We start from the raw sequence: 12,442 nt of genomic DNA, 5'->3' as shown, positions 1-12,442 counted from the left end.
CGGGTGATGACGCCGACCGGGCGCAGCACGCGTCCGGCCATCCACCAGGCCAGGGCCGCGGAGATGACGGCGAACACGGCCAGCGCGATCAGGGAGACGGTCAGCAACCGGTTCTGGGCGGCCTGCTCCGCGACGTGGGTGAAGGTCTCGATGGTCCGGGCACGCGTCACCGCGCTGCCGGAAGGCGGGGGCAGGGCCGGCTCGGGTGACGCGGGAACAAACAAGTCGGACGATGTGGGGACCGGGACGGTCTGTCCGAGCTCGGGCACCCGGTAGGCGACGGCCGTGCTGATCGAGGAGTCCAGGCCCTGGCGGACGAGGAAGTTGACCAGGCCGATGAGCATGCCTCCGGCGAGGACGAGCAGCCCGCCGTAGAGCAGGGTCAGCCGGGCCCGCTCCCCGCCGGGCAGCCGGAGGCGCCTCACGCGGTGCCGCCGACGCGGTAGCCATGGCCGGGGACGGTGGTGATGACGGGCGGTTCGCCGAGCTTGGCGCGGAGTTTGCTGAGGGTGACCCGTACGGCGTTGGTGCGGTAGCTGGTGCCTTCCTCCCATACCTGCTCGATCAGGTCGTCGCCGCTGACGACGGCGCCGTCGGCGCGCATGAGGGCCTCCAGGACGCCGAACTCCTTGCTGGACAGGGCGAGGTAGCGGCCGTCGCGGAAGGCCTGGCGGCGGGCCGTGTCCAGGGTGATGCCCGCGCGCTCGATGACCGGCGGCAGGGCGGGGCGGGCGCGGCGGCCCAGGGCGAGGACCCGGGCGAGCAGTTCCTCGTAGGCGAACGGCTTGGTGAGGTAGTCGTCCGCGCCCAGGCCGAGGCCGCCGACGCGGTCGCGCAGGGAACCGGCGGCGGTGAGCATCAGCACCCGCGTCAGCAGGCGCTGCTCGATGACGCGGCGGCACACCTCGTCGCCGTGCAGGCCGGGCAGATCGCGGTCGAGGACGAGGACGTCGTAGTCGCCCCGGCCCACCCGTTCCAGGGCCGCGAGGCCGTCGTGGACGACATCGGCGGCGAGGGCGTCCCGCCGCAGCCCTTCGGCGATCATCTCCGCCAGGAATTCCTCGTCCTCCGCGATCAGCACACGCATGGCACCAGGTGTACCGGAATCGACCTTTCGTTTTTGTAAACGCCTCCGGTGCGGCGGCTCACCGGCCGGTCTCGGCGCGGGCGCGGCGCCAGGCCGGGTCGGTGAGCAGGCGCAGGCCGTTGAGGCCGACGATGACGGTGGAGCCCTCGTGGCCCGCGACACCGAGGGGCAGGGGCAGGGTGCCGGTGAGGTCCCAGACGACCAGGCCGGTGATGAAGACCGCGGCGATCACGAGGTTCTGCACCACCAGGCGGCGGGCGCGGCGGGAGAGGGCGACGACGGTGGGGACGGTGGCGAGTTCGTCGCGGACGACGACGGCGTCGGCGGTCTCCAGGGCGAGGTCGGAGCCCGCCCGGCCCATGGCGATGCCGGTGTGCGCGGCGGCCAGGGCGGGGGCGTCGTTGACGCCGTCGCCGATCACGAGCACCTTGCGTCCGGCCCGCTCCAGGGCGTCGACGGCCGCGACCTTGTCCTGGGGCAGCAGGCCCGCGCGGACGTCGGTGACGCCGACCTCGGCGGCGAGGCGGGCGGCGGCGCGCGGGTTGTCGCCGGTGAGCAGGACGGGGTCGTTGCCGGTCAGCGCGGCCAGCGCGGTGACCGTGGCCGCGGCCTCGTCCCGCAGCCGGTCGGCGATCCCGAGGACCCCGGCCGGGGTGCCGTCGACGGTGACGAGGACGGCGGTGCGGCCGTTCTCCTCCAGTTGTCCTGCCAGTGCGGCGGCGGGGTGGCCGTCGGGGTGGGCCGGCAGCCGGGCCGGGCTGCCGACGGCGACGGCGCGGCCGTCGACGGTGGCGGTGACCCCGGTGCCGGGGGCGGAGGTGAAGTCCTCCACCAGCGGGACGGCCAGGCCGCGGGTCCGGGCGGCGGCCACGACGGCGCGGGCCAGCGGGTGTTCGCTGGGGTGCTCGGCGGCTGCCGCCAGGGTCAGCAGTTCGTCCTCCGAGAGGCCGGAGGCGGCCAGGGGGCGGATGTCGGTGACGCGGGGGGTGCCCTCGGTGAGGGTGCCGGTCTTGTCCAGGGCCACCTGGTCGATCTGCCCGAGCCGCTCCATCACCACGGCCGACTTCACCAGGACGCCGTGCCGCCCCGCGTTGGCGATCGCCGACAGCAGCGGCGGCATGGTCGCCAGCACCACCGCGCACGGGGAGGCGACGATCATGAAGGTCATCGCCCGCAGCAGGCTCTGCTGGAGGGCGGCGCCGAACAGCAGGGGCAGGGCGAACAGGGTGACCGTGGCGGCCACCATCCCGAGCGAGTAGCGCTGTTCGACCTTCTCGATGAACAGCTGGGTCGGGGCCTTGGTCCCGGAGGCCTCCTCGACCATGGCCACGATCCGGGCGATCACCGAGTCCGCCGGGTCGCGCTCGACCTTCACCCGCAGCGCGCCGGTGCCGTTGAGCGTTCCGGCGAACACCTCGTCCCCGGGCCCCTTGGCCACCGGCAGCGGTTCGCCGGTGATGGTGGCCTGGTCCACGTCGCTCGCGCCGTCGAGGACCCGGCCGTCGGCACCGATCCGCTCGCCGGGCCGGACCAGGACGGTGTCCCCGACCGCCAGGGCGTCGCCCGCGACGGTCTCCTCGCCGCCGTCGTCGGTGAGGCGGGTGGCGGTGGCGGGGGCGAGATCGAGCAGACCGCGCACCGAGTCGGCGGTGCGGGCGGTCGCGATCGCCTCCAGGGCCCCGGAGGTGGCGAAGATGACGATCAGCAGCGCGCCGTCGAAGACCTGCCCGATCGCGGCCGCGCCGAGCGCGGCGACGACCATCAGCAGGTCCACGTCCAGGGTCTTCTCGCGCAGCGCCTGAAGCCCCGCCCATCCGGGTTCCCAGCCGCCGGTGGCGTACACGAGCGCGTACAGCGGGCCCCACGTCCACACCGGGGCGCCGAGCAGGTGCAGCGGCAGCGCAAGCAGGAACAGCGCCAGGGCGGCCGCCGCCCAGCGCGCTTCGGGAAGGGCGAGGATCCGGGTACGGCGGCGGGGCGCCGCCGCGTCACGGACGGCGTCCGGGGCCGGGGCCGGGAGGGTGAGGGTGGAGGACATCGCAGCGGTGATCCTTACGCATGCGGCAGCTCGGAACGGGGGGACCAGCTTCTCCAACATACATGAACGAATGAACAGCAATTCATGTATTCATGTGGTAGGTACCATGGGGTCATGGGCCATGGAGTCGTCACCACCGCCGAGAAAGCCGCTTCGCGCGCCCGCTTGGACGCGGCCAACGCCCCACAGGTGGCCGCCACGCTCCAGGCTCTCGCCACCCCCTCCCGGCTGCTGATCCTGGCCCGGCTGCGCGAGGGCCCGCTGCCCGCCACGGAGCTCGCCGCCGAGGTCGGCATGGAGCAGTCCGCCTGCTCCCACCAGCTCCGCCTGCTGCGCAACCTCGGCCTGGTCACGGGCACCCGCAAGGGCCGCTCCGTCGTCTACGCCCTCTACGACAACCACGTCGCCGAGCTCCTCGACCAGGCCCTCCACCACGTCGAACACCTGCGGCTCGGGCTGACCGACTCACCCTGACCGCCGCCCGGATCAGCGCTGCCGGTCCGGATCAGCACTGCCACATGAAGACGGCCCGGACACAGGGTTCGCACGCGAAGGCGTAGGCGCTGCCGCCGCCACCGAAGTTCATGGCGGTCAAGTGGTCGGGTCCTTCCTCCAGTTGGACGGCCAGCGGCATCGGGCGGGAACAGCTCGGGCATGCCGGCGTCTCGTCGTGCTGGAGCCACGAGGGCGTGCCGCCGAGTTGTCCGAGGATGTCGTGCGACGGGCGGCCGGTTCGCCCGGCCCACTCCTCGCCGCCCTCGTCGTAATCCTCCGTGGCCACTGTCTCGTAGGCGACGGCGCGGACCGCACCGAGCCGGAGCGTCTCCTCGTCGCCGTCCTCGCCGAGCTCGGGCAGCGGTATCGGCACCAGACCGTCGGCCGGGAAGAGCAGGGCGCGGTTCCCGCCCTCCGCCGGGTCCCACTCGTCGCACATCCCGGGGTCGTTCCGGCACATGAAGAGGGAGAGGACACCTCGGCCCCTGCCGGTGCCGCCGGGGAGGTCGTCCAGGGCCAGCTGCGCCAGGAACTGCATGGGGCCGTCGCACGAGGCGCAGCCGGGCCAGGCGGCGCCAGCCGGGGCCAGTGGCACACCACCGGTGCGGGTCACCGGCGCATCCGCCGCGACCGGACCCGCGTCGATCATCAGGGTCGTCATGCGGGCGACTATAGGTCGCACCTCCGACATCGCCGCCCGGCCGGGCGGCGGCCTCCCCGGGCCCCGCCGCCTCCCCCACGCGTATCGCCCCGTGACCTTCACCCGTTCGGAGCAGTTGGACGACCGGGGGCCGTCGTCCTGGTGTCCATGGACCGAGGAACAGGAGAACACCTTTGGCCAAGCAGTGGTTGCCGCCCGACCAGTACGTGGCCGGCCTGCCGAAGGCCGCCGTGTACGGGTGTCTGTACTTCACCGACGGCTCCGGCCGTCCCCTGCAGCTCCGTTCCTCGGTCCATCAGGGCTGGCAGTGGCCGGGCGGGGACATGGATCCCGGGGAGTCGCCGTGGGAGACGGCCGTGCGGGAGTGCCGGGAGGAGACCGGGATCGTCTTCACCGGCCGGCCGCGTCTGCTCGCGACGGTGTTCATGCCGATCGGGCACTGGCCGGTGGCGAAGGTCGGGTTCGTCTTCGACGGCGGCGAGCTCGCCGACGACGACATCGGCCGCATCACCCTCGACCCCTCGGAGCACTCCACGTTCGAGGTGCGGGCGATGGACGAGTGGGCGAAGGTGCTGGACACCCGGACCTGGGAGCGGCTCGCGGCCGTCGACCGGGCCCGGAGGACCGGCCGTCCCGCGTATCTGGAGATCCGGCCCGATGTCGTGTTCTGACTACGGCCGGCGGGTGTGCGGCCGGTGGCCGGGTTCCTGGTGCGGCACGGTCTGGGCGGTCGGTACGGCCGGTGGCGGCAGGGTCGCCGCCTCCCGCTGTTCGAGCGCGTAGAGCGGGGCGGGGTCGGGCAGTTCGGGGAAGGACGTGTCGTGGTGGCGCAGGCGCAGCGCGGAGGTCAGGTCGCCCACGGTTCTGCGGCGCCAGGCGCTGATGTTGGGTTCGCGCACGCCGAAGCGGCGTTCCAGGAGTCTGAGGGTGGAGGTGTGGTCGAAGACCTCGCCGCACACCCAGCCGCCGCGGCTCCAGGGCGAGATCACCAGCGCGGGGACGCGGAAGCCCAGCCCGATCGGGCCGGCGATCCCTGACGCGCCGTTCGGCAGCGGGGAGACGGTGACCCACTCCCCCGGCGTTCCCTCCGGCGGGGTCGGCGGGGGGACGTGGTCGAAGCGGCCGTCGTTCTCGTCGTAGTTGACGACGAAGACGGTCCCGGCCCATACGTCGGGGCGGGACCCCAGGGCGTCGAGGACGGTGTACATGTACTCGGCGCCCGCCGAGGGGAAGTTGTCGGGCGCTTCGGCCGCCTCGGGGAGCCCGTAGACCGAGGGGAGGTACTGCGCGTCCAGCCAGGTGACCGACGGCAGTTCGTCCCGGCGGATCATGTCGGCGACCTGCGACGGGGAGTACGGCACCATCGCGTTGTCGTACAGGGGGTCGCCGGGGCGGGCGTCCTGGAAGGCCTTGAACCAGCCGAGGTCGGTGTCCGGCGGGTAGGCGGTGCAGTAGCGCCAGCTGATCCCGGCGGCCTGCAGCCGCTCGGGGTAAGTGGTCCACCGGAATGCCGTGGAGTGGTTGTCCACGACCGGCCCGCCGAGCCTGCCGTCGGGGTCGACGGTGCCGCTGATCGCCATGACCCGGTTGGGGTGTGTCGGGCCGAGTACCGAGCAGAAGAAGTTGTCGCAGACCGTGAAGGCGTCGGCGAGGGCGTAGTGGAACGGCAGGTCGTCTCGCGTGTAATAGCCCATCGTGAACGGGCCCTTGGCGGTTCCGTCGGCAGCGCGGTGCGTGGGCACCCAGTTGTCCATCCGGCCGTCGTTCCAGCAGCGGTGCTGGGACGGCCAGGAGTGGCTGGTGCCGTAGGCCCGTACGGCGTTGGTGGTCTTGGTGTCGTTGTGAAACGGGAGCAGATAGCCGTCGGGGTGCTGCGGGTCCGGCTGGTGGAAGACCGAGCGCCCGGTGGGCAGGGTGACGGCGTCCGGGTCGTCGAAGCCCCGGACGCCCTGGAGTGTGCCGAAGTAGTGGTCGAACGACCGGTTCTCCTGCATCAGGAAGATGACGTGCTCGACCTGGTCGAGCGAGTGGAGGGGACGCTGCGGCTCGGCGAGCGCTTTGCGCAGGGAGCCGGGGAGCATCGAGATGCCCGCCGCTCCGGCGGCCGCCGTGGTCGCCGCTCCCAGGACTCTGCGCCGGGTGATGCCATGGTCCGGGTTGTCGCGCATACCGCACTCCTCGCGTCGTGGCGTCGTGGTGGGGCGCGTGCACAGGAGGCACCGAAGCCGACGGCGCTCCGCCGCCCACGATAGGACGCACCGCGTCCGGTGCCCCCGGCCCGGGAGGCGATTCACCGGCAAGTGGCATGATCGCCGGGCTGTCGGGGAACTGCTGATCGGGCCCGCGGGGGGCCGGGTTCCGGTGACCTCGTCCGGTTACCGTCGGCTACTGCGAGGGTTCGCCCTGTCGCCGTCGGTAGACCGAGCGCTGCACGTGGTCCTTGGCGGGGCCCGTGGTGCGCCAGCGCACGTGCCATTCGTCGGGTGAGACCACGGTGAACGTGCCGTCGTAGCGGTCACGGGAGCAGGGGTGGCGCACGTCCCAGTGGCCGGTGCGCAGGTCCAGGTCGTGGAAGGGCCTGCCGTCGGCGAAGGTCACCGCGGCGGTGCCGTCCGGTCCGGGGAACAGCCGGAGCGTACGGCCCGCGCGGCCGGCCGCGCCGCCCCAGCTCAGCTCGCCGTCCTCGATGTGCAGGACGCCGCCCTCACCGTCGTCGGCCGGGCGGAATACGGCGGTGCCGTGGAACGCCCCGGTGACGCCCGTGGCCGCGTCGAGGAGGGTGCGGTCCACCGTCCACTGCCCGCTCAGAAAGGCCACGGCGTCGGGGACCGGGTGCCCGGCGGGCACGGCGGGCACCCGCGGGTCCGGGTCGGTGAGGCTCATGCCCCCATTGTCCCCGACGGCAACGGCCGCGCGGCCCTGTCGGCCCCGGCGTTCCCGCCGACGCGGCAAGGGGGACGAACTTCGTTCTGGGATACGGGCGTTACCCCGTAAGAAGGGTGGAGCCCGCGCTTCCTCGACGGATCGCGACTCGGCAGAACCGGCCGCGCACCGCCGGGCGTCGTCTGGCTGGAGAGTGGTGGTCCGAGCCCGGAGGAGCGAGACGGTGAGCACGGAGATCTACTTCGCCAGCAACTACCGTGATCTGTGCGAGCAGTACGGAACCGCGGCCGGTTTCCAGTTCGAGTTCTCCTGCTGGCGCTGCCACGACACGTGGCGCTCGCCCTTCGAGCCGTACCAGAGCGGGCGGCTGGCGAGTTGGCTCGGCCGGGCCATCGGCATGGCTTCGGGTGTGTTCGGCCGGGTGGGAAGCGGGGTGACCACCGCCGTCGACGGGCTGGCCGGCTCCGGGTGGGGCGGCGCGCGCGACGCCTCGTTCCAGCGGGCCGTCGACAAGGCCAAGGCGCACTTCAACCGCTGCGGGCGCTGCAGCGTGTACGTGTGCCGCCGCTGCTGGAACCCGGAGCAGGGCCTCTGCCACAACTGCGCCCCCGACACCGCGGGCGAGATGATGGCGGCCCAGCAGCGGGGGCTCAACGACATGGTGGCCCAGCACGCGTACGACCAGGGCCAGAAGCAGGGCCAGGGCTTCGACGCGCACTCGCCCCGGCAACTGGTCTGCCCCCAGTGCCGGACGGAGGCGCAGGGCGGACGCTTCTGTCCGGGTTGCGGCTTCCTGCTGGGCCGGCAGGACCCGTGCAAGGGGTGTCAGGCCCCGCTGCCGGAAGGCGCGGTGTTCTGCCCCGGCTGCGGGCAACGGCGGTAGCGGCCGGGGCGGGACATCACGCCGAGGCGGTGGCGGAGTCCGCGGTCACACCCCGACCGCTTCCTCCATCTCCTCTTCCGATTCCTGCGATTCCCGCGATGCGGGTTTCCCGGCCCCCGAGGGCCGGGCCGCGCGCCGGGCCTCCACGGCCCAGGCGAGGGCGAGGACCGCGGCGCCCGCGGCCAGCCACAGCGCCAGCGTCGCGACGTGGCGCCCGAGTCCGGCGCTGTCGAAGTAGACGACGCTGCGTACGCCCTCCACGAATCCGGCGCCGTTCCAGAAGGAGTGCAGGCCGGCGAAGAAGCCGTTCTGCAGCTCGGGCCGGTACACCCCGCCCGCGCTGGTGAAGTTGAGCATGACGAACAGGACCATCACGCCCAGCGTGGTCCAGCGCTTGAGGAACGTGTGGAGCCCGATGCCGACCAGCACGATGCCCGCCGAATAGGCCCACGCCATGCCCCACAGGTCCCACAGGCCGTGGTCGACCAGGTGGAAGACGGGTCCGGCGAAGAGCGTGCCGATCACGCCGACCACGAAGGACACCGCCCCCGCGAGGACCGCCCGCTGCCGCATCGGCAGCACGCCGCCCGCCCCGCCGAGCACCGCGACCGAGGCGTACGAGCCGATGCTGAGCGCGACCAGCAGGAAGAAGATGCCCTGCCCGGTCGGGTCGCCGTCCGCCGGTGGCACGACATCGGTGACCTTGAGCGGCACGCCCTGGTGCGCGGCTATGGGGGTGAACGCCTTCTGCACGGTCACGGCGGTGGTGTCCGACCCGGCGGAGGCGATCAGCAGCTCGGGGGCGCGCCGGTCGGGGACGTAGGCGCCGAAGACGCTCTGGTCCTTGAGCTGCCGGACCGCTTCCTCGCGGTCGGCGACGGTGCGCACGGCGAGCCGGTCGCCCGCCTTGTCGGCGATGCCGCGGGCCAGCGCCTGGGAGCTCGCCCCCGAGCCGACCACCGCGACGGGCAGCTCGTGCGGCTGCGGGTGCGCGAAGGCGCCCAGATAGGCGAATCCCATGCCCACGCACATCAGCAGTGGGGTGAGCAGGTGGGTCAGCACATGACGCAGTGCGCCGCCGGTGGTGGGTCTCATGGGCGTCTTCCTCGGTCCCCTCAAGGCAATGGTTGCTAAATACAACTCTCTCTTCAGGTTGTACTCTACAACCACATGGCTCGAAAGGAATCCCCCGTGCACCGTCGCGACCAGTCAGTGGAGACCATCCAGCGCGAGCTGACCGCCTTCGCGCGGCGCGCCCGCGCCACCGCGGCCCGTACGCACCCGGAGCTCTCGCTGGTCTCCTTCACCGTCCTCGCCCACGTCGAGGACCGGCCGGGCTGCCGGGCGACCGACCTCGCGGCCCATTACCTGCTCGACAAGTCGACGGTCAGCCGCCAGATCGCCACCCTGGAGCGCCTCGGCCTCGTCGAACGCCGCGTCGACCCCGACGACCAGCGCGTCCAGGTGCTCCACCTGACACCCGCCGGCGCCGACACGCTCGCCCAGGTCGCCGCCAGCCGTCTGGCGGCCTTCCACGAGCGCCTCGCCGACTGGGACGAGGCCGACCTCGCCCGCTTCGCCGACTACCTCCTGCGCTACAACGCGGCGCACCCGTCACCGGCCGCCCGCCCCTGAGGCCCGCGGCCCCGGGCCGCCCCGTCAGTCGGGATCCGGACCGCCCGCGGGCGGCGCCTTGACGTTGGTGGCGTCGACGGCCGGGCGGAGCGCCTTGGCGAGGGCGACGCCGTCGCCCACCGCCCAGAAGTGGATGAAGAACAGGCGGGGGTCGTCGGTCAGGCCGTGGTTGTGGAGCTCGACGATGTCGATCTTGCCGCGGCGCAGTGCGGCGAGGACGTCCTGGACCTCGTCGGCGACCATGACGAAGTCGCCGTTGAGCGCGGCCCGGCCGTCGCCCACCGGCTGGAAGCTGAAGGCCGTGGTCGCGCCGAGGCCCGGGGGCAGCGTCATGCCGCCGTCCGTGATGGTCTCGCGGCGGACGAAGACGCAGCGCCAGACCCCGTTGTCGTTGCTTCCCTTGGCGCCCAGCGCGTCGTCGATCCCGTCGGTGTCGAGGTCGTCGAGTGGCTTGTTCTCGCGGACGGGAGGGCCCGACGTGGTCGGGGGCGGGGTGTTGGTGCGGTCGAGCGCCGCGCGCAGGCCGCGGGCCAGGGCCACCGGGTCGCGATCGTGGCCGTGGATGTGGATCCACCACACGTCGGGGGTCTGGGCGAGCAGATGTTTGTGGATCGCGGTCTGCGCGATCCCATGGCGCTGCAGGGCGTCGGTCAGGTGTTGCAGTTCGCCCTCGGTGACCACCAGATCGCCCATCATCAGGGTGCTGCCGTCGCCGTAGCGCACGAAGGCCGCGTGGGACCCCAGGGCGAGGGTCGGTTTGACGGTGACCCCGTAGGTGATCACACGCAGGTCCGTGCGCGGGAAGCCGACGTGGTACGTGATCCCGCGCAGCATGGAGCCGTGGCGGCCGAGGACCTTGACGACGCCTCGCCAGTGGGACTCGGTGGTGGGCACGGGCTGGAGCCGGGTCCGCCCGGCCGGTGTCACCTGACGGGTTGCCGCGGCCGCACCGGTGACGGGTGCTGCCTTGGCCAGTACCGGTGCCAGCGCGGCCGCGGCCACCAGCCTCCGTGGCATGCCTTTCGCGGCCCGCTCTTGAGCGTCCTTCACCATATGAACGCCTCCTCGGACCGATGGAACCATGGGGCGCGTGTATACGCGTGGGGTGACGCTTAATCTCTGGTGCTGCTGGTGCCATGGTTCCCCCGTACGGCCGTCCCTGGACCTCTCCCGGGGCGGCTTCCCCCTCAGAGGCGCCCTCGCGCGGAGCTTCGGCACGAGCCCCTGGCTCTCGGGGAGCCACATCATCGAGGATTCGGGCACGGGCACCGTACGGCCCGCCGTCCCGCTTCCGTTGGTACGGCAGCGACCGCGCCGGCCCTCAGGGCCACCGCGTCCTTATGCGCATCCTTGACAACGCGCGGTGTCCGCTCGGGTGTTCGGCATGCGTCGGGCCCGGGTAGGGGACGCGGGTCCGCATTCCCGCTCCTGTTGAGGAGTCATCTTGTCGCAACGCGCCGTGCGTCTCGGTCTCGTCGTCCTGACGGCCCTCGGCCTCTCCGTCTCCGTCGCCCCCGGCAGTCAGGCGGTGGCGCCCACGAAATGCCGGAAGAGCGATTTCTGTCTCTTCAGCGGCCCGCACCAGAGCGGGAAGCTCCTCTACCGGCTCGATGTGAAGGTGACCAGAACAGGGTTCAGCTTTCCCGAGGTCGACTCGCTCGAACCGGCCGTCGCGCCCCGGTCGGCGCGCAATCCGATTCCCGACAGCTTCGGCTGCATCGTACGGCTCAACGACAAAGCGCACTTCGCCGGTGACGAGCAGGAGATCCAGGGCTTCGGCGACGCGGAGCTGAGCGGCGCGCCCGTGGCATCGATGACCCCGGAATGCGGCTGACCACCCCTACCGCATGCGGGCTACCAACGGTAACCTGCGGGCCCGTCCGCCGTCAGGAGGGTGTGCCCATGGGCACCGTCGGCAGCTTCGATCCGGTAGCCGAGCATGCCAGGACCCGCGCCGCGTTGCGCTCGGTGGTCCCCCGCCTGGCCCGTCTGCTGCGTGACGTGCCCGACCCGGCCGTGCCTTCGGGCGTCCCGCCGTGGGCGGTCGGCGACGTCGGCGCTCATCTGCGCGCCGTGTACCTCGCGTTCTGCTCCGCCTTCACCGGCGAGTTCGAGGACTGGGACAGCGTCCTGCCGTCGGGCGACGTCTCGTTCGTCGAGCGGATCACCGCCGTCAACGCCAAGGCGGTGGACCTCTTCGGCGGGGACGAGCTCGCGGTCCTCGGTGATTTCGTCGCCGAGCGGGGCGAGATCTTCCTGCGGGTCACCGAGGGGCTCGCCCCGGACACCCCGGTCGCCACGCCCTGGTACGGGGAGCGGGTCGTGCTGACGCTGGCGACGGCGACCGGGCTGCTGCTCGGCGAGAGCCTCCTCCACGGCCTCGACATCGCGCGCGGTGCCCGGCTGCCGTGGTCGATCGGAGCGGACGAGGCGCGCCTGGTGATAGGCCAGTCGATGCCGACGATGATGCCGCTCGCCCTGGACACGGCGAAGGCACGGGACGTCAGCGTCGCCTACGACCTGGCCGTCAAGGGCGGGCCGCGGCTGGCGGTCGTGATCGACGGCGGGGCGGCACGGGTGACCCGTGACGCCCCGCCGCGCGCCTACGACTGCAGGATCACGGCGGAGCCCACCGCGTTCCTGATGGTCGCCTTCCGCCGGGCGCCCCTGTGGAAGCTGATCGTGCGCGGCCGGCTTCGGGCGGGCGGGCGCAAGCCGTGGCTCGCCCCGCGCCTGCCCGAGCTGATCGCCGGCCCCTGA

The 12,442-nt window shown here is 72.6% G+C and carries 13 protein-coding genes and 1 pseudogene; 6 read left to right on the top strand and 8 right to left on the bottom strand.

Features of this window, described 5'->3' with window-relative positions:
- The 3 genes and pseudogenes from ACWD4A_RS16990 to ACWD4A_RS16980 all read right to left on the bottom strand — a co-directional run.
- Positions 1-425 (bottom strand): annotated as a pseudogene (locus tag ACWD4A_RS16990) (sensor histidine kinase); the annotation flags it as partial.
- On the bottom strand, positions 422-1,087 hold the full coding sequence (locus tag ACWD4A_RS16985; RefSeq protein WP_451194562.1) for a response regulator transcription factor: 666 nt from the start codon (positions 1,085-1,087) through the stop codon (positions 422-424). The pseudogene ACWD4A_RS16990 and the gene ACWD4A_RS16985, both read right to left, overlap by 4 nt.
- 58 nt (positions 1,088-1,145) lie before the next feature.
- Positions 1,146-3,125 (bottom strand): heavy metal translocating P-type ATPase, encoded by a 1,980-nt coding sequence (locus ACWD4A_RS16980; protein WP_451194560.1) that lies wholly within the window; start codon positions 3,123-3,125, stop codon positions 1,146-1,148.
- Between the two features lie 114 nt (positions 3,126-3,239).
- Here ACWD4A_RS16980 and ACWD4A_RS16975 point away from each other — a divergent pair, with 114 nt between their 5' ends.
- Entirely contained in the window at positions 3,240-3,599 is a 360-nt protein-coding gene (locus ACWD4A_RS16975; RefSeq protein ID WP_451194558.1) for an ArsR/SmtB family transcription factor, read from the top strand.
- A 31-nt stretch (positions 3,600-3,630) separates the two neighbouring features.
- Here ACWD4A_RS16975 and ACWD4A_RS16970 read toward each other — a convergent pair whose 3' ends face one another.
- The gene (locus ACWD4A_RS16970) at positions 3,631-4,281 is read right to left on the bottom strand and encodes a DUF1963 domain-containing protein (protein WP_451194556.1); all 651 of its coding nucleotides are present in this window, start codon (positions 4,279-4,281) and stop codon (positions 3,631-3,633) included.
- 173 nt (positions 4,282-4,454) lie between these two features.
- Between ACWD4A_RS16970 and ACWD4A_RS16965 the strand changes: the two genes are divergently transcribed.
- Entirely contained in the window at positions 4,455-4,952 is a 498-nt protein-coding gene (locus tag ACWD4A_RS16965; RefSeq protein ID WP_451194554.1) for an NUDIX domain-containing protein, read from the top strand.
- On the opposite strand, the gene ACWD4A_RS16960 is transcribed toward ACWD4A_RS16965, so the two are convergent.
- Both ACWD4A_RS16960 and ACWD4A_RS16955 read right to left on the bottom strand, forming a co-directional pair.
- A complete protein-coding gene (locus ACWD4A_RS16960; RefSeq protein ID WP_451194552.1) occupies positions 4,953-6,449 on the bottom strand; it encodes an alkaline phosphatase family protein in 1,497 nt (498 codons plus the stop codon).
- Positions 6,450-6,666: 217 nt separating this feature from the next.
- Positions 6,667-7,164: a DUF6314 family protein gene (locus tag ACWD4A_RS16955; protein ID WP_451194550.1), complete on the bottom strand. Its 498-nt coding sequence runs from the start codon at positions 7,162-7,164 to the stop codon at positions 6,667-6,669.
- A 223-nt stretch (positions 7,165-7,387) separates the two neighbouring features.
- Between ACWD4A_RS16955 and ACWD4A_RS16950 the strand changes: the two genes are divergently transcribed.
- Positions 7,388-8,047, top strand: coding sequence for a zinc ribbon domain-containing protein (locus tag ACWD4A_RS16950; protein WP_451194548.1), 660 nt, complete (start codon positions 7,388-7,390; stop codon positions 8,045-8,047).
- A 45-nt stretch (positions 8,048-8,092) separates the two neighbouring features.
- On the opposite strand, the gene ACWD4A_RS16945 is transcribed toward ACWD4A_RS16950, so the two are convergent.
- Complete coding sequence (locus tag ACWD4A_RS16945) at positions 8,093-9,142, bottom strand: hypothetical protein (RefSeq protein WP_451194546.1); 1,050 nt, start codon at positions 9,140-9,142, stop codon at positions 8,093-8,095.
- A 96-nt stretch (positions 9,143-9,238) separates the two neighbouring features.
- Here ACWD4A_RS16945 and ACWD4A_RS16940 point away from each other — a divergent pair, with 96 nt between their 5' ends.
- Positions 9,239-9,682, top strand: a complete 444-nt coding sequence (locus ACWD4A_RS16940) for a MarR family winged helix-turn-helix transcriptional regulator (protein WP_451194544.1) — start codon at positions 9,239-9,241, stop codon at positions 9,680-9,682.
- Between the two features lie 24 nt (positions 9,683-9,706).
- Here ACWD4A_RS16940 and ACWD4A_RS16935 read toward each other — a convergent pair whose 3' ends face one another.
- A complete protein-coding gene (locus tag ACWD4A_RS16935; protein WP_451194542.1) occupies positions 9,707-10,735 on the bottom strand; it encodes a DUF1259 domain-containing protein in 1,029 nt (342 codons plus the stop codon).
- A gap of 391 nt (positions 10,736-11,126) precedes the next feature.
- Here ACWD4A_RS16935 and ACWD4A_RS16930 point away from each other — a divergent pair, with 391 nt between their 5' ends.
- Together ACWD4A_RS16930 and ACWD4A_RS16925 are read left to right on the top strand one after the other, a co-directional pair.
- Positions 11,127-11,516: a hypothetical protein gene (locus tag ACWD4A_RS16930; protein ID WP_451194540.1), complete on the top strand. Its 390-nt coding sequence runs from the start codon at positions 11,127-11,129 to the stop codon at positions 11,514-11,516.
- A 68-nt stretch (positions 11,517-11,584) separates the two neighbouring features.
- Positions 11,585-12,442 (top strand): maleylpyruvate isomerase N-terminal domain-containing protein, encoded by an 858-nt coding sequence (locus ACWD4A_RS16925; protein WP_451194538.1) that lies wholly within the window; start codon positions 11,585-11,587, stop codon positions 12,440-12,442.

It is taken from the genome of Streptomyces sp. NPDC002537, assembly GCF_053594975.1.
This window is presented reverse-complemented; position numbering and strand designations above follow the sequence as displayed.